General features: G+C 71.7%; 13 protein-coding genes. 12 read left to right on the plus strand and 1 reads right to left on the minus strand.

What is annotated here, in order from left to right; genetic code table 11:
- Window positions 1–21 precede the first annotated feature (21 nt).
- From LCN96_RS12585 to LCN96_RS12605, 5 genes are all read left to right on the plus strand, one after another.
- Window positions 22–3837 (plus strand): caspase family protein, encoded by a 3816-nt coding sequence (locus LCN96_RS12585; RefSeq protein ID WP_225272775.1) that lies wholly within the window; start codon window positions 22–24, stop codon window positions 3835–3837.
- On the plus strand, window positions 3834–4619 hold the full coding sequence (locus tag LCN96_RS12590; protein WP_225272776.1) for a hypothetical protein: 786 nt from the start codon (window positions 3834–3836) through the stop codon (window positions 4617–4619). Before LCN96_RS12585 ends, LCN96_RS12590 begins: the two co-directional genes overlap by 4 nt.
- An 18-nt stretch (window positions 4620–4637) precedes the next feature.
- Complete coding sequence (locus LCN96_RS12595; protein WP_225272777.1) at window positions 4638–4916, plus strand: antibiotic biosynthesis monooxygenase family protein; 279 nt, start codon at window positions 4638–4640, stop codon at window positions 4914–4916.
- Window positions 4917–5010: 94 nt separating this feature from the next.
- Entirely contained in the window at window positions 5011–6396 is a 1386-nt protein-coding gene (locus LCN96_RS12600) for a glycine--tRNA ligase (protein ID WP_225272778.1), read from the plus strand.
- Window positions 6397–6652: 256 nt separating this feature from the next.
- Window positions 6653–9760: a M14 family metallopeptidase gene (locus LCN96_RS12605; protein ID WP_225272779.1), complete on the plus strand. Its 3108-nt coding sequence runs from the start codon at window positions 6653–6655 to the stop codon at window positions 9758–9760.
- 56 nt (window positions 9761–9816) lie between these two features.
- On the opposite strand, the gene LCN96_RS12610 is transcribed toward LCN96_RS12605, so the two are convergent.
- Window positions 9817–10725, minus strand: a complete 909-nt coding sequence (locus LCN96_RS12610) for a dienelactone hydrolase family protein (RefSeq protein WP_225272780.1) — start codon at window positions 10723–10725, stop codon at window positions 9817–9819.
- 113 nt (window positions 10726–10838) lie between these two features.
- Between LCN96_RS12610 and LCN96_RS12615 the strand changes: the two genes are divergently transcribed.
- Genes LCN96_RS12615 through LCN96_RS12645 form a run of 7 tightly spaced genes read left to right on the plus strand, consistent with a single transcriptional unit; the run spans window position 10839 to window position 16582 of the window.
- A complete protein-coding gene (locus tag LCN96_RS12615; protein WP_225272781.1) occupies window positions 10839–10985 on the plus strand; it encodes a hypothetical protein in 147 nt (48 codons plus the stop codon).
- Window positions 10982–11992, plus strand: coding sequence for an AAA family ATPase (locus LCN96_RS12620; protein WP_225272782.1), 1011 nt, complete (start codon window positions 10982–10984; stop codon window positions 11990–11992). Before LCN96_RS12615 ends, LCN96_RS12620 begins: the two co-directional genes overlap by 4 nt.
- Window positions 11989–12936, plus strand: coding sequence for a DUF58 domain-containing protein (locus LCN96_RS12625; RefSeq protein WP_225272783.1), 948 nt, complete (start codon window positions 11989–11991; stop codon window positions 12934–12936). Before LCN96_RS12620 ends, LCN96_RS12625 begins: the two co-directional genes overlap by 4 nt.
- On the plus strand, window positions 12933–13877 hold the full coding sequence (locus LCN96_RS12630) for a VWA domain-containing protein (RefSeq protein ID WP_225272784.1): 945 nt from the start codon (window positions 12933–12935) through the stop codon (window positions 13875–13877). Before LCN96_RS12625 ends, LCN96_RS12630 begins: the two co-directional genes overlap by 4 nt.
- Window positions 13874–14740, plus strand: coding sequence for a S1C family serine protease (locus tag LCN96_RS12635; RefSeq protein ID WP_225272785.1), 867 nt, complete (start codon window positions 13874–13876; stop codon window positions 14738–14740). The genes LCN96_RS12630 and LCN96_RS12635 overlap by 4 nt, the downstream gene beginning before the upstream one ends.
- A gap of 10 nt (window positions 14741–14750) precedes the next feature.
- A complete protein-coding gene (locus tag LCN96_RS12640) occupies window positions 14751–15416 on the plus strand; it encodes a response regulator transcription factor (protein WP_225272786.1) in 666 nt (221 codons plus the stop codon).
- Window positions 15413–16582 carry a sensor histidine kinase gene (locus tag LCN96_RS12645; protein WP_225272787.1) on the plus strand — a complete coding sequence of 390 codons (1170 nt, stop codon included), beginning with the start codon at window positions 15413–15415 and terminating at the stop codon, window positions 16580–16582. The genes LCN96_RS12640 and LCN96_RS12645 overlap by 4 nt, the downstream gene beginning before the upstream one ends.
- The last annotated feature ends 13 nt before the right edge of the window (window positions 16583–16595 follow it).

The raw sequence follows: 16595 nt of genomic DNA on the forward strand, positions 1-16595 counted from the left end.
GCATGCCGGGGATCCCGAGTTATGGGGCGTGTGTACCGCGCGCTGTCCGTCGGCATACCCGAGACGGAAGGCTGGGCCGGCCTGCCCTTCGGCCGGGAGCTGCTGGACGAGCTGGCGCAGGCGCTGAAGACGCTCGGCTACACCTGTGAGGTGCGGCTCGGGCCGTCGAGCGCCGGCCTCGGCGCGTCCGTACGCGACAGCCTGGGGGAATCGGGAGACGAAGGTGTCCTGCTCGTCCATGTCCTGGGCCATGGTGTCCAGGGCCGCAGCGACGCCCTGTACGTGCTCGGCAGCGACGGCGTCAGGACGGGCGAGAACGATGTCGCCTCCTGGCTGAGCGAGCTGGAGGACCTGCCCGGCCGCCCGGCGGCACTGCTGTTGCTGGACCTGTGCCACTCGGGGGCGATGGCCCGCCTGCCGTGGCAGCTCAGGCACGCTGACGGCACCGCCCGCTCCTGGGTGCTGGCAGCCTGCGCGCAGGACGAGCAGGCCTACGACGGCCGCTTCACCCGCGCGCTGGTGACCGTGCTGAAGGCACTGGCCACCGACGAGCTCGGCGTTGATCCCTCGGTCAGGCACGTGCCACTGCAGACGATCGGACGGGCGGTGCTCAGGGAGGTCACCAGGCTGCGCGGCAAGGGGTACCGGCAGAGCGTCACCGGCAGCGTCATCGACTTCCTGGCCGAACCCGACCTGCCGTTCTTTCCCAACCCGCACCACCGTGATGGGGGCGTGCGCGTGCTGCTCGACCCGGTGATGGCGCCGTTCCTGGACGAGGGCGTCGACCCGGGGGCGCTGCCGCAGCTCGACGTCGGAGTCGACGGGCGGCACTTCGTGGACAGGGCGTCCGGAGGGTCGCTGACGGGAGCGCTGGTGGGCTTCTTCACCGGGCGCAAGGAGCAAGTGGCGACCCTGTCGGAGTGGATCGACGGCTTCGGCGACGGCCGGCTGCTCGTCGTCACCGGAGGCGCGGGATCGGGTAAGTCGACGCTGCTGGGCGTCATGGTGTGTGCCGCTCATCACCGCTTGCGTGAGGTGACCAGGCCCTTGTGGAAGCGCGCGGTGCGCGCACCGTACCAGGTTCCCGAGGGCCTGTTCGCTGCCGTGCACGCACGGCAGCGAACACTGGGTGAGATCGTCTCCTCGCTGGCCAGGCAGCTCGGCCTCGATCCTGTCGCCGATCCCGCCGGGTTACTGGCGGCCCTGCCCGGGGGCGGGCGATCGCCGGTGATCGTGCTCGACGCCCTGGACGAGGCCGAGGACGGTCCGGCCGTCCTGCGGGAGCTGCTGCTGCCGCTGGTGGAGTGCGGCGGGGTGCGGCTCGTAGTCGGGGTGCGCAAGTACGAGGAATACCAGCCGTTGCGGGCGGCGGCTCGCGTGATCGACCTGGACGAGGTGGAGGCGGGCGTGCTGGAGGACGACCTGCACCACTATGTCTCCGACCTGCTGCGCGGCACCGAGCGGTATCGGAGGCTGGGCGCGGTGGTCGGCGGCTTCGCCGGCGCGCTCGCCACCGCCCTCACCGAGGGCGGCATGGATCGGTCATGGGGAGAGTTCCTGGTCGCCAGGATCTACACCCGGTCCTTCGCCGAGGGGACGCCGGTCGCCGATCCCGTCGAGGCCGAGGAGATCGGGCGCGGCGTTCCCCGTACGGTGACCGAAGTGTTCGACCAGGACCTGGCGGCCCGCGGGCAGCCGTGGCTGCGCTCGGTGCTGGCGGCGCTGGCACAGGCACACGGCCAGGGGATGCCGGTCAGCGTGCTGGCCAGGCTCGTGGGTCCGACTCGGGACGAGGCGCCGACCAACCCCGCGCTGGAGCCGCGGGTGCACGACGCGCTGAAGACCGGGCGGTTCTACCTCAGGACATCCGTGGACGTCGACGGGGTCACCCTGTACCGGCTGTTCCACCAGGGACTGGCCGATCATCTCAAGGCGAGGTCGGGCATCACCGCGAGCGTCGTGCTCGATCGGCTGCTGAGCCCGCTGGGGCCGCCGGAGGAGCGGTGGCGGGCCGCCGAGCCGTACGTGCTGCGACACGCGATCCAGCACGCGGCCGACGCCGGGCGGACGGAGGAGTTGTCGGACGACCAGGAGTTCCTGGCACGGGCCCCGGTCGAGGCTCTGGAGCCGCTGTTCGGCCGTCTGGCCCCGAGACTGGCCGCCGATCTGCGTGCGGTCGCCCACGCTCGGGAGCCCGCGCGGCGTGCCGTTCTCGACCTGGCCATGCTGCGGACCGGCCGGGCGGTGGACGGCACCGGCGACGGCTGGCGTCCTCTGTGGATCAGGCCACGGTCGCGCCTGCACGAGCCCGCGTTTCAGCACGCGCAATCCCTGGAACACGCACGGGCCAAGGGCGTGCGTGCGCTTGAGATCGCCGATGTGGCAGGCGCGCGCATGGCGGTCGCCGCGGATCGGCTCGGGGTCGTGAGGTTGTGGGACCTGGCCCGGGGCCGGCTCGTGCGCGAGTTCACGACGCATTCGGGGACCGTCAGCGCGCTGGCCGTCGGCACGCTCGACGACAACCCGGTGGCGCTGGTGGGCGGCGGCGCCGACGGCTCACTCCAGGCGTGGGACCTGGCCACCGGGACGCAGGTGGGGCCGCCGCTGCGGCACAGGAGCGCCGTCACAGCCGTCGCCATGTACGACCGCGACACCGTCGTCAGCGCGGCTCACGAGGACTCGCTCCGCTTCTGGAACCTTCGGACGGGCGAGGTGGCGGTCGGGCCGAAGACGGCTGTCTCCCCGGGGAGCCCCGTGGCGGCACTGAGCGTCAGCCATCACACGTCATCGGCTCCCACGCTCGTCCTCCTGCTGAAGGACGGGACGCTCGTGGCCGGCCAGCACTACCTGCCCATGGGGGCGTGCGCCATCCTGGTGACGAAGGTCGGGCCGCAGCCGGTGATCATCGCCGGCGACCGCAACGGCGTCGTGAGCATGCTGGACCTGTCCACGCTGGCGAACCGCGCGGCTCCTCTGCGCTGCCACGACGGGCCGGTACGCGCGCTGAACGTTCTGCAGGTGCCCGCCGGGCCGATGGTCGTGACACTGGGCGCGGACGAGGTCCTGCGGTTCATCCACCTGGACACGTGGACCCCCAAGCCGCTCATGCAGGTGGCCGCCCCGGATGCGCGGACGGCGGTGGCAACGGTCGTCGAGAGGACGCCTGTCATGGTCACCGGCTCCTGGCGCGGTTCGGTGGACGTGTGGAGACCGTGCTCCAGCCTGCTGTCGAGAGCCGTCGACCCCAGGCTCGTACCCGCTGGTCCCGGCTGGCGGCTGGTCGAGGAGGAGGCCGTCGTCTCGCTCGTCAGCGGTGAGCGGACCGGCGACGCGCCCGAGGGCTGGGCGGGCGGGCAGATCGTGCTCATCGGAGGCAGGCCCTGGCTGGCGGTCCCGAGATTGCGGCGACGGCGGCCAGGACAGCCTGTCCCGCTGTGGGACCCGGAGCGGGACCGGCGGGCCGAGATCGGCGCGCCGGGAGGCACACCGCTCCCGAGAGGTGACGAGCTGATCTGTCAGGGGCAGCGGGCAAGGGTCATCAGGACCGCTTCTGGCGGTGTCGCCGTGCACTCGGATCAAGGGCAGGAGACGCGGGCCGAGCTCAGACCCCACGCAGGGGACGTGACCGCCGTGGCCGCGACAGAGCTCGGAGAGCGGGACGTCGTGCTGACCGGCGGCTCGGACGGATGGGTGCACCTCCTCGACGTCCACGAATGGCGCGTGGTGGACTCCGTCTACGTCGGAGATCCCGTTCAGCACGTGCTCGCCTCACCCGACGGCCACCTCGTGGTGATGACCGCATCCGAGACGATCGGTTTCCGCAGGGAGCTCACATGATCGTCGGCGTCCACGGCATCGGCAACTACCGCTACTTCCGCGACCACGGCACCGCCGAGGCCGCCACGGAGGCGATCGGCGCGGACTGGTCCCGGTGGGCCGCGCGCCCGGTGTCCGTCGCGTACTACGCGCACCTGCTGCACCGCGGTGTCGCGCAGGGCGACGAGGACGATCCGGAAACGCTGGTGGACGAGGAGCGCGAGCTGTTCCTCGCCTGGGTGGACGAGCTTCAGGGGGCGCGCCAGGCAGCCCAGGGGCGGGCCACGGCCGGGCTCAGGCAGGCGGCGCAATGGCTGACGGAGCACCATGGCGTGGCGATGACCAGGCTGGTCACCAGGTTCGTCAGGGAGGTGGCGGCCTATCTGGAGGCGGAGTCGCGGGCGGAGGTGACCGGGCTGGTGGCCGAGCGGATCCGGAGTGGCGGCGGGCGTAGGGTCGTGGCGCACTCGCTCGGCAGCGTGGCGGCGTACGAGGCGCTCTGGGCGCATCCCGAGCTGGAGGTGGACCTGCTCATCACCCTGGGCAGCCCGCTCGGCGCCCGGTCGGTGATCTTCGATCGGCTGCGGCCCGCGCCGGAGAACGGCCTCGGCGCCCGCCCGCCCGGCGTGCGCCGCTGGGTCAACCTGGCCGACGTCGGTGACCTCGTGGCCGTGCCGAGAGAGCTGGCGAGCCGATTCACGGGGGTCGAACAGGGCGATCCCCTCACGATCGGGCGAATCGACTTTCACCGAGTGAAGGGATACCTCGGCTGCCCGCCCGTGGCGGCCCTCCTGCACCTTTAGGCTGGTCGGGTGCTCGCCGTGATCCGATACACCGTTCCAGAGTCCCAGTCCCAAGACTTCGTCAAGCAGGGCCACGCCATCCTCGACACGTTCGCCACCCAGCCCGGCTACCTGCGGGGCCGGCTGGCCCGTTCGGTCGACGAGCCCAACCTGTGGGCGCTGGTGACGGAGTGGGAGGGCGCCGGCTTCTACCGCAGGGCGCTGTCCGCCGCCCGGATGGTGATGTATCCCCTGATGATCCTGATGCTGAACGAGCCCAGCGCGTTCGAGGACGTCTACACCCGGGACGGGGCGTAGCATTACTCGCGCGCGAGAGCGGGGGCCTGTCCCCTAAGCTGGGATCTCACCAATTTCCCTCGCCGACCTCCAGCCGGAAAGAGAATCAACCAAAATGGCACGACGCACCGACGTCATGGACACCATCGTCAGCCTCGCCAAGCGCCGCGGGCTCGTCTACCCGTCGAGCGAGATCTACGGCGGACTGCGCGCGTCGTGGGACTACGGTCCGCTGGGTGTCGAGCTGAAGAACAACGTCAAGCGGCAGTGGTGGCTGTCGATGGTCCAGTCGCGCGACGACGTGGTGGGCCTCGACTCCTGCGTCATCCTGGCACCCGAGGTCTGGCGGGCCAGCGGCCACGTCGAGACCTTCACCGACCCGCTGACCGAATGCCTGTCCTGCCACAAGCGCTTCCGCGCCGATCACCTGATCGAGGCGTACGAGGAGAAGAACGGCAAGACGCCCGAGGCGGGCCTGGCCGACATCACCTGCCCCAACTGCGGCAACAAGGGCACCTTCACCGAGCCGCGGCAGTTCAGCGGCCTGCTGAAGACCTACCTCGGCCCCGTCGAGGACGAGTCGGGTCTGGCCTACCTGCGGCCCGAGACCGCGCAGGGCATCTTCATCAACTACCTCAACGTGCAGCAGTCGGCCCGCAAGAAGATCCCGTTCGGCATCGGCCAGCAGGGCAAGTCGTTCCGCAACGAGATCACGCCGGGCAACTTCATCTTCCGCACGCGCGAGTTCGAGCAGATGGAGATGGAGTTCTTCGTCAAGCCGGGCACCGACGAGGAGTGGCACCAGTACTGGATCGACGAGCGCTTCCGCTGGTACTCCGACCTGGGCATCAACAAGGACAACCTGCGCCTGTACGAGCACCCCAAGGACAAGCTGTCCCACTACTCCAAGCGCACGGTCGACATCGAGTACCGCTTCAACTTCGCCGGCTCTGAGTGGGGCGAGCTGGAGGGCATCGCCAACCGCACCGACTTCGACCTCACCTCCCACTCCAAGGCGTCGGGCGTCGACCTGAGCTTCTTCGAGCAGGAGAGCGGCGAGCGTTACGTGCCCTACGTCATCGAGCCCGCGGCCGGTGTCGACCGCGCCACGCTGACGTTCCTGCTCGACGCCTACACCGAGGACGAGGCGCCCAACGCCAAGGGCGTCATGGAGAAGCGCACGGTCATGCGGCTCGACCACCGGCTCGCGCCGGTCAAGGCCGCGGTGCTGCCGCTCTCGCGCAACGCCGACCTGTCGCCGAAGGCGCGCGACCTGGCGGCCCAGCTGCGGCGGCGCTGGAACGTGGAGTTCGACGACGCGGGGGCGATCGGCCGCCGCTACCGCCGGCAGGACGAGATCGGCACGCCGTTCTGCATCACCGTCGACTTCGACACGCTCGAGGACCAGGCGGTGACGATCCGCGAGCGCGACACGATGGCCCAGGAGCGCATCTCGATCGACGGCGTCGAGGCCTACCTGCGCCAGCACCTGAACGACTAGCTCGAAGACGAGGACGGGCCGCTCTTCCCGGGCGGCCCGTTCTCGTGCGTGCGGCGCGTTTCCCGGGCGCGCCACGCCGGGAACCATGCGCGCGCCACGCCGGGAACGGATCAAGCCCTTCGGGTCATTCGCCTGAACGGGCCCGCTGGTTGAACTTTGACCGGATGTGGCCGCGGTGATTGACAAGCCCCCCGCATACACGGACATTGCGGGCACATCCATAGCAGCACTCGGGGGCTTCATTCTCGGAGGCGCGATGAAGCGCACATTGATCATGTTCGCGAGCACGCTCCTGTTACTCGGCTCCTTCACGATCCCGCCCGCCTCGGCGGTGCCGAAGCCGCCGGCGGGCCCGGACGGGGTCTTCGTCTATACCGGCGAGCTCACCTCGGAGCAGATGGCCACGCTCCTGGCCTCGGGCGTGGACCGCGAGGAGATGCGGATCGCCAAGCGGGCGGACGGCAAGGTCTCCGTGGAGGTCATCCTGGCCTCGGCGCTGGCCGACGCGCTCGCCGGGCAGGGCGTCGTGCTCAGGACCCAGGCGGCCAGCGCCAGGGCGGCGCAGCAGGCCGACGGGGTGTTCAAGCGGTACGCCGGCGCGGGCGGCATCCGCGAGGAGATCGTCGCCGCGGCCGACGCCAAGCCCGCCATCGCCAAGGTCGTCAACCTCGGCAACAGCCTCAACGGCACCCCGATCACCGCGATCAAGATCACCAAGGATGCCCGCAGGCTGCGTGACGGCAGCCGCCCGGCCATCCTCTACTCGGCCGCCCAGCACGCCCGCGAGTGGATCACGCCCGAGATGGTGCGGCGGCTGCTGCACCACTTCCTCAACGGCTACGGGAGCAACGCCGAGCTGACCCAGCTCGTCAACACCACCGAGCTGTGGTTCCTGCCGGTCGCCAACCCCGACGGCTACGACCACACCTTCACCCCCGGCAACCGCCTGTGGCGCAAGAACCTGCGCGACAACGACGGCGACGGGCAGATCACCAGCAACGACGGCGTGGACCCCAACCGTAACTTCGCCTACAAGTGGCGCTACGACGACGAGGGCTCCTCCAGCCTGTTCTCCAGCCAGACCTACCGCGGCGCGGCCCCGCAGTCGGAGCCGGAGACGGTCGCCTACGACAACCTGGCCAAGCGGGTGAAGTTCACCTACCTGATCAACTACCACTCGGCCGCCATGCTGCTGCTGTACGGGATCAGCTGGCAGCAGGCCACCCCCGCCCCCGACGACCTCATCTTCGAGGCCCTGCTGGGTGACGACGCCACCCCGGCCGTGCCGACGTACGACCCGGACATCGGCGCCGAGCTCTACACCACCAACGGCGACACCGACGGGCACACGACGAACGTCCGCGGCGCCCTGTCCATCACGCCCGAGATGTCCACCTGCGAGTCGGCGGCGGCGAAGTACCCGGACGACGAGTGGACCGAGGAGACCTGCGCCGGCGGCCTCGGGTTCACCTTCCCCGACGACGAGCGGCTGATCCAGGAGGAGTTCCTCATGAACGTCCCCCTGGCCGTCGCCACCGCCAAGTCCGTGCACTCGCCGGACCGGCCGGTCTCGGTGATCGGGCGCACGGTGCCCGACTTCAAGCCGGACTCCTTCAGCGTCTCCTACGGCGACCCGCAGCCGGTGGCGGTCACCGCCCGCCGCTCGCTGGGCGCCAAGGCGCTGCGCTTCCGCATCAACGGCGGCCCGACGCAGACCAGGTCGCTGAGCGAGTGGAAGGGCGGCGAGCGGTACGGCGGCGAGAACGACCTGTACTTCGCCGAGTACCGAGGCACGGTCAGCGGGGCCAGACCCGGTGACAAGGTCGAGGTCTGGTTCACCGGGTACAAGCCCGGCACCGGCACCGTCTCCAGCAGCCGCTTCACCTACACGCTGGCCAAGGACTCCTCGGCCAAGGTGCTGGTCGTGGCCAACGAGGACTACACGGGCTTCAACCCCGACTACCCGCCCACGGTGACGGCGCCCAAGTACGCCACGACGTACCGGCAGGCGCTGAAGGCGGCCGGGTACGGCTCCGAGACGTGGGACGTGGACGCCCAGGGCGTGCCGCACCACCTCGGCGTGCTGTCGCACTTCAAGGGCCTGGTGTGGGAGCTGGGCGACAACCGGCTGTCGATGGACCAGCAGGACGTGGTCACCGTGACCCCGCTGGGCAACCTGCCCGACGCCGACGTCAAGCGCTCGCAGCAGGACCTGACCATCGCCGTCCGCGACTACCTGAACGAGGGCGGCAAGCTCCTCTACACCGGCGAGACCGCCGCGTACTACGGCATTCTCGACACCATCGTCGGCGGCATCTACTACGGCCTCGACGGCAGCCCTGACGGCGACTGCGTGGTCACCACCATCCAGGGCCTGTTCGACGAGTGCCTGCTGCTGGCCGACGACTTCACCCAGTACTACCTGGGCGTCGGCGGGCGCATCCCGCGCGGCGACCCCAGCGGCTTCACCGGCACCGGCCCGCTGGCGGGTGTCAGCGGCACGTTCGGCGGCCCCGCGCTGGCGGACAACCCGCTGAACGAGGCCGGCGTCCTGCTCCCCATGGGCACGGACTTCCCGCGGTTCACCGGCACGCCGGCGGCCGACTACCAGCTCGGCACCCCGGGGCCGTTCGACCCCGTCGAGGGGCAGTGGTACGTCGCCGGGCCGCACGCCGACGACTCCTACATGCGGCTGACCAGGACGATCAACCTGCAGGCCGTGACGGCGGCGCAGCAGCCGCAACTGGCCTTCCAGCTCTCCTTCAACACCGAGCCCGGCTACGACAACGTCATCGTCGAGGCCCACACGGTGGGGCAGGACAACTGGACGACGCTGCCCGACCTCAACGGCGGCACCGACACCGTGGTCCCGACCGAGTGCGAGGCCGGGTTCTACCTGGAGGAGCACCCGTGGCTGCTGCGCTACCTCACGCCGGGCAACCCGTGCACGCCGACCGGCACCACGGGCTCGTGGAACCGGTTCAGCGGTAACTCGAACGGCTGGCAGCAGGTGGCCTTCGACCTGTCCGCGTACGCGGGACAGCAGGTCGAGGTGTCGATCAGCTACGTGACCGACCCCGGCACCGGCGGGGTGGGCGCGTTCGTGGACGACACCAGGCTCGTCGTGGGCGGCACCGCCACCGAGTCCGAGGGCTTCGAGACCGGGCTCGGCGCCTGGTCCATCCCCGGCCCGCCGGCGGGCAGCCCGACCGGCGCCGGCGACTTCGCCCGCGACCAGGCCGACACCACGGCCGCCGTGGCCACCAAGGACACGGTGCTGCTGGGGTTCGGCGTGGAGCAGCTCGGCAGCGCCGCCGAGCAGGCCGCGGCACTGAGGAAGGTGCTGCGCTACCTGATCGGCTGAGCACCGTCACACAGGACGGCCACTCCGCACGGGGTGGCCGTCCTCCCGTGTGGAGGTCAGTCCAGGTGGCGCTCGAACCAGCCCACCATGCGCTCGTACGCCTGCGCCGCCGCCTCCGCGTCGTAGCGCTGCCCGGTGTCGTTGAAGAAGGCGTGCCCCACCCCGGGGAACGTCACCAGCTCGTGCGTCAGCCCCGCCTTGGTCAGTGCGGCCTCGGCGGCGTCCCTGGTGGCGTTGACCCGGTCGTCCTGCTCGGCGTATATCCCGAGCACGGCCGCCTTCGTCCCGGACATGTCCGCGTTCTCCGGCAGCGGCCCGTAGAACGGCACGGCGGCCGACAGGCGCGGCTCCGACGACGACAGCAGCAGCCAGGTCATCCCGCCGCCGAAGCAGAAGCCGGTCATGCCGAGCCTCCCGCCGCCGGCCCGCTCGGTCAGCGCGCCCAGCGCGGCCTTCATGTCGGCCACGAACCGCGCGTCGTCGATCTGCCCGAGCGTGGCCGTGGCCTGCGCGCTGTCGGCGAACGTCGCGGTGCCGCCCTCCCGGGACAGCAGGTCGAGCGCCAGCGCCGAGTAGCCGCTGGCGGCCAGGCGGCCGGCGACCGAGCGGATGTGGCCGGTCAGGCCGCGGTTCTCGTGGATCACCAGCACCGCGCCCTTCGGCTCCGCGGCGGCGGCCCACGCGGCCTGCAGCATGGTGCCCTCGGGGCCGGCGAACGTGATCGGCTCCGTGGGCAGCGGCGAGGGCCCGGCCGGGCTCGCCGAGGGGGACGGCGTGGCGGCGGGGGAGGAGGTGGCGGGCGCCGCGGACTCCGGCGGGGCGCCACAGGCCGCGAGGAGGGCCGTGGCGGCAGGCAGGCCCAGGCCGAGCAGGGCGAGCCGCCGCAGCGCCTCGCGGCGCGGGATCAGGCCGTCCACATGGTCGTGGGCGACCTCTTCTGCGAGATAACGCTGGATGGGCGTCATGCCGGAGGTCTAACCCCGTGCACCGAAAAATCGTGTAAAGGCGGCGGTTACGCGGGTTTTCGCGGTGACTTGATGACATTCATCAGGAAGCCAATACGAGGGACGAGGAATCCATGCGTACATCACGTTTCGCTCTGGTGTTGCTCGCCGCCGGCGCGCTGCTCATGACCGCGGGCGCCGCGTTCGCCGACCCGGAGCCGACCGCTCTGGAGCTGCGGGTGGTCGTCGACGACTGCCACCACGGGAGCGTGCAGCCGTGACCGACCAGGCACTGCTCGAACGAGCCCTGTTCGAGGTCAAGCGAGTGATCGTCGGGCAGGACCAGATGGTCGAGCGGCTGCTCGTGGCGGTGCTCGCCAAGGGGCACTGCCTGCTCGAGGGCGTCCCCGGCATCGCCAAGACGCTGGCCGCCGAGACCACCGCCACGGTGGTCGGCGGCACGTTCGCCCGCATCCAGTTCACCCCCGACCTGGTGCCCTCCGACATCGTCGGCACCAGGATCTACCGGCCCTCCACCGAGTCGTTCGACGTCGAGCTCGGGCCCGTCATGGTCAACCTGCTGCTCGCCGACGAGATCAACCGGGCGCCCGCGAAGGTGCAGTCGGCACTGCTGGAGATCATGGCCGAGCGCCAGGTCAGCATCGGCGGCGTCACGTACGACGTGCCGCGGCCGTTCCTGGTGCTGGCCACCCAGAACCCGATCGAGTCCGAGGGCGTCTACCACCTGCCCGAGGCGCAGCGCGACCGCTTCCTCATGAAGATCGACGTCGACTATCCCAGCGAATCGGAGGAGCTGGCGATCGTCTACCGCATGAGCGTGGACCCGCCGGCGCCGCAGAGCGTCCTCGACCCGGCGCGGGTGGTCGCGCTGCAGCGCCGGGCCGAGGAGGTCTTCGTGCACCACGCGGTCGCCGAGTACGCCGTCCGCCTGGTCTACGCCACCCGCGACCCGGAGCGGTTCGGGGTGCGGGACGTCGGGCGGCTGCTGGCGTTCGGCGCGAGCCCCAGGGCCACGCTGGGCCTGCTGGCGGCCGGCCGGGCGCTGGCGCTGCTGCGGGGGCGTGACTACGTGCTGCCGGAGGACGTACGGGACCTGGCGCCCGACGTCATGGCGCACCGGCTGGTGCTCTCCTTCGACGCGCTGGCCGACGGGGTGCTGCCCCGCCAGATCGTGGACCGGGTGCTGGCGGCCGTGCCGCTGCCGGTCATCGCGCCCAGCCAGGAGCAGGCGGGCCACTACGACACGCGGCAGGACGCGGTGGCATGAGGCCCTATCTGATCGCCGAGCCCGCGCTGCGCAGGCTCGAACTGACCATCACCAGGAGGCTGGATGGACTGCTCCAGGGCGAACACCTCGGCCTGGTGCCAGGTCCGGGCAGCGAGCCCGCGGAGTCCCGGCCGTACCGGCCGGGCGACGACGTGCGGCGGATGGACTGGAACGTCACCGCCCGCACGAACGAGCCGCACGTCCGGGACCTGGTCGCCGACCGGGAGCTGGAGATCTGGGCGCTGCTCGACGCCACCGCCAGCATGGACTTCGGGACCGCGGCGATGGAGAAGCGGGAGCTGGCCCTGTCCGCCCTGGCCGCGATCGGCTTCCTCACCCAGCGGACGGGCAACCGCATCGGCACCCACCTGCTGCACGGCGGCGGCGTCAGGACGCTGCCCGCCAGGACGGGCAGGCCGCACCTGATGGCGCTGCTGCAGGCGGCCTTCGCGCTGCCCCGCACCCCGCCGGGGGTGGCCGAGCCGCTGCTCGGCGTGGCGGCCGAGCAGCTCGGCCGGGTGGTGCGGCGCCGCGGCCTGGTCGTGGTCGTGTCGGACTTCCTCGACAGCCCCGAGACCTGGGAGCCGCCGCTGCGGAGGCTCACCGCCCGGCATCAGCTGCTGGCCGTGGAGGTGCTCGACCCGCGCGAGCTGACGCTGCCGGACGTGGGCATCCTCACGCTGATCGACCCGGAGACGGGCCGTCGGCGCGAGGTGGCCACCGGCAACGCCCGGCTGCGCCGCCGCTACGCCGAGGCCGCGACGGAGCAGCGGGAGGCCGTCTCCCAGGCGCTGCGCCGGGCCGGAGCCACCCACCTGCGGCTGCGTACGGACCGGGACTGGGTGCGCGACCTGGTCAAGCACGTCATGCGCCAGCGCCGCCTGGCCACGCTCGCGGCGAGCCCCACGGGGCGCCCACCGGCGGGAGGAGGTGACGCGGCGTGACGCTCATCGCGCCCGTCTGGCTGCTGCTGCTCATCCCGGTGGCCCTGCTCGCGCTCACCTACGTGATCATGGCGTTGCGCGGCAGGACCGCCTACGCCGTCCGCTTCACCAACCTCGACCTGCTCGACAAGGTGGCGCCACGGCGGCCCGGATGGCGCAGGCACGTGCCCGCGGCGGCGCTGCTGCTCATGTTCGCCCTGCTCGTGGTGGGCTTCGCCCGGCCCACGGCCGAGGTGCAGGTGCCGCGCGAACGGGCGACGATCATGGTGGCGTTCGACGTGTCGGCGTCCATGGGCGCCACCGACGTCTCGCCGAACCGCTTCGAGGCGGCCAAGCAGGCGGCCAGGCAGTTCGTCCAGGGCCTGCCCGAGCGGTTCAACCTGGGGCTGGTGTCGTTCTCGTCGGCGGCGTCCGTCGCGGTGCCGCCCACCAGGGACCGGCCGACGGTGCTGGGCGCGCTCGACCGGCTCGGCATGGACTCGGGCACGGCCATCGGCGAGGCCGTCTTCTCCTCGCTGGAGGCCATCGCCGCCCTCGACACCGAGGAGGAGGCGCCGCCCGCGCACATCGTCCTGCTGTCCGACGGCGCCAACACCAGCGGCCGCACGCTGGACGCCGCCGCGGCCGAGGCGACCTCGCGCGGCGTCCCCGTCACCACCATCGCCTACGGCACGCCGGACGGCACCATCAGCCTGTCGGGCCGCGAGGTCCCGGTGCCGGTGGACGGGCCCGCGCTGCGCGGCCTGGCCGAGTCGGCGGGCGGCGGTTTCTACGAGGCGGCCAGCGGCGACGAGCTGCAGGCGGTCTATGAAGACATCGGCACCTCGGTCGGCTACCGCACCGAGCAGCAGGAGGTCTGGCAGTGGTTCGTGGGAGCGGGGCTGATCTTCGCGCTGATCGCGGCGGTGACGTCGATGCTGTGGTTCTCGAGGCTGCCATGAGAGGGCTGGGCAGCCCGCGCGGGCCGGAGTTCCACACGGTGGCGCTGGGCGTGCGCGAGCGGACCCCGCCGGGGCCCGGCCCTGCCGCGCCGCCGTCCAGCAACGGGAAGACCCCGGTGCCGTCGCCGCCCAGGGGTGGTCGCATCCTGGTGGCCGCCGCGCTCGTCGCGGCGCTCACCGGGTCGGCGGCGGGCGTGGCGGGGGCCAGGCTCCTCGAAGGGTCCGAGCCGGCCCCCGCCGCCGCCCTGCCGAGGGTGGCCCCGGCGCCGCCGGCGAGCCTGACCGGGCTGAGCGCGACGGCGGCCCGCGTGCTGCCCAGCGTCGTCTCCGTGGAGACGCGCAGCTCGGGTGGCTCCGGCTTCGTGGTGGACGACCGGGGCCACATCCTCACCAACGCCCACGTCGTCAGGGGCAGCAGCACGGTGACCGTGGTGCTGCACAACGGCAGCCGGCTGACCGCCCGCGTGGCGGGCGCGGACGCCGACGAGGACCTGGCCGTGCTGGAGGTGGACCATCCGCGGGAGCTGACCGCGGCCACGCTCGGCCGCTCGGCGGACCTGGCCGTCGGCGACCAGGTGCTGGCCATCGGCTCGCCGCTGGGCCTGTCCGGCACGGTCACCTCGGGCATCGTCAGCGCCCTGGACAGGGAGGTGCGGCTGGGCGGCTCCCGGCGCACGGCCGTGCAGACCGACGCCTCCATCAACCCGGGCAACTCCGGCGGCCCGCTGGTGAACGCCCGGGGCGAGGTGGTCGGCGTGAACACCGCGATCGCGGCGTCCCGAGGAGGCGGGAACATCGGCATCGGCTTCGCCATCCCCATCGACAGGGCCGCGCCCATCGCGGAACGCATCATCCGAAACTAGGGTCCAGGGCATGCGACTGCTTGTGGTTGAGGACGAGGAGGACCTGGTCGACGCGCTGCGCGTCGGCCTCGTCCGGGCGGGTTACGCGGTGGACGTCGCCTACGACGCGCCGGCCGCGCACGAGAAGTTGCAGATCAACACCTACGACCTGGTCCTGCTCGACCTGAACCTGCCGGGCGGCGACGGCTTCCAGCTCTGCCGGACCGTGCGCGCGGCGGGCCAGGGCGTGCGCATCATCATGGTGACCGCCCGCGACCGGCTGGACGACCGCGTCCGCGGCCTCGACGAGGGCGCGGACGACTACCTGGTCAAGCCGTTCGCCTTCCCCGAGCTGCTGGCCAGGGTGCGGGCGCTGCTGCGCAGGGACTCCGGCGGCGGCACCTCCGTGCTGGAGGTGGGCGGGCTGCGGATCGACACCGCCCGGCTGGAGGTGTCGCTGGACGGCCGGTCGCTGGCGCTCACCCCCAAGGAGTACGGCGTGCTGCACTACCTGATGACCAGGCCCGGTCACGTCGTGTCCACGGAGGAGCTGCTGGAGCACGTCTGGGACGAGCACGCGGACCCGTTCACCAGCACCGTCCGCGTCACGGTCGGCAACCTGCGCCGCAAGCTGCAGGAGGACGGCCTGATCGAGACCGTGATCAGCCGCGGCTACCGGCTGAAGGAGCCCACGTGATCCACACCATCCGCTTCCGGATCACGGTCCTGTACTCGGGGCTGCTGTTCGTGCTGGCCACGCTGGTGCTCGGCGGCATCTACTACGCCGTGTCCAAGACCACCGAGCAGCGCCCGATCACCACCGAGTACGCCAAGACCTACAGCGGCAACACCTACCTCGGCAAGCGCGAGGTGGTCTTCGTGGAGGAGGTCGAGAACGCGGTCAACGTGCGCACGATGAGCACGCTGCGCGACTTCTCGCTGCTCACCCTGGCCTGCCTGTACGTGGCCAGCCTCGGCATCGGCTGGGTGCTCGCGGGCCGGGTGCTGCGGCCGGTGCGGTCGATCACCCGTACGACCGAGGAGATCCAGGCCACGGACCTGAAGCGGCGCATCAAGCTGCACGGCCCGCGCGACGAGCTGAAGGACCTGGCCGACACCATCGACACCATGCTCGACCGGCTGGAGGAGGCGTTCAGCGCGCAGCGGCAGCTCATCGACGACGCCTCGCACGAGCTGCGCAGCCCGCTGACCATCATCAGGGCCAACGTGGACGCCGTGCTGGCCGCCCCCGACGCCAGTGAGGAGGAACGGGCCAGGGCCGTGGCCATCGTGGACCGGGCGACGACCCGGATGACCAGGCTCGTGGAGGACCTGCTGGCCACGGCCAGGCGGCAGGGCGCCGCGTTCGCCGACGCCGACCTCGACCTGTCCAGGGTGGTGGGGGAGGCGTGCGAGGAGTACGCCACCCCGGCCGCCGAGCGGGACATCACGATCACCCGCGAGCTGGGCGCCGCGCTGGACCTGGCGGGCGACGCCGACGCGCTGCGCCGTGCCGTGTCCAACCTGCTGTCCAACGCCGTCCGCCTGTCGCCGTCCGGCGGGCTGATCAGGGCCGGGACGGGACGGACGGACGGCTGGCTGTGGGCGGCGGTCCGCGACGACGGGCCGGGGCTGCGGGAGTCGGACCAGGCGCGGGTGTTCGACCGTTTCTGGCGCGGCGAGGCCAGCCGCAGGGACCGGCACACGGGGCTGGGGCTGGCGATCGTGCGGCAGATCGTGGAGTCGCACGGGGGGCGCGTGGCGGTGTTCTCGCGGCTGGGGGAGGGGGCGACGTTCGTGTTGTGGCTGCCGCCGCGCGAGGGCGCGCAGGGGAGCCCGCCCGAGGCCAACCCGCTACGGTGAGCGCCTGCGGCAC

The organism is Nonomuraea gerenzanensis, assembly GCF_020215645.1.
Taxonomy (GTDB): Bacteria; Actinomycetota; Actinomycetes; order Streptosporangiales; family Streptosporangiaceae; genus Nonomuraea; species Nonomuraea gerenzanensis.

What these genes read in the sequence shown, in the direction of transcription:
- LCN96_RS12585 (WP_225272775.1), top strand. Translation starts at nt 22, where the DNA reads ATGGGGCGTGTGTACCGCGCGCTGTCCGTCGGCATACCCGAGACGGAA.
- LCN96_RS12590 (WP_225272776.1), top strand. Translation starts at nt 3,834, where the DNA reads ATGATCGTCGGCGTCCACGGCATCGGCAACTACCGCTACTTCCGCGAC.
- LCN96_RS12600 (WP_225272778.1), top strand. Translation starts at nt 5,011, where the DNA reads ATGGCACGACGCACCGACGTCATGGACACCATCGTCAGCCTCGCCAAG.
- LCN96_RS12605 (WP_225272779.1), top strand. Translation starts at nt 6,653, where the DNA reads ATGAAGCGCACATTGATCATGTTCGCGAGCACGCTCCTGTTACTCGGC.
- LCN96_RS12610 (WP_225272780.1), bottom strand. Translation starts at nt 10,725, where the DNA reads ATGACGCCCATCCAGCGTTATCTCGCAGAAGAGGTCGCCCACGACCAT.
- LCN96_RS12615 (WP_225272781.1), top strand. Translation starts at nt 10,839, where the DNA reads ATGCGTACATCACGTTTCGCTCTGGTGTTGCTCGCCGCCGGCGCGCTG.
- LCN96_RS12625 (WP_225272783.1), top strand. Translation starts at nt 11,989, where the DNA reads ATGAGGCCCTATCTGATCGCCGAGCCCGCGCTGCGCAGGCTCGAACTG.
- LCN96_RS12635 (WP_225272785.1), top strand. Translation starts at nt 13,874, where the DNA reads ATGAGAGGGCTGGGCAGCCCGCGCGGGCCGGAGTTCCACACGGTGGCG.
- LCN96_RS12640 (WP_225272786.1), top strand. Translation starts at nt 14,751, where the DNA reads ATGCGACTGCTTGTGGTTGAGGACGAGGAGGACCTGGTCGACGCGCTG.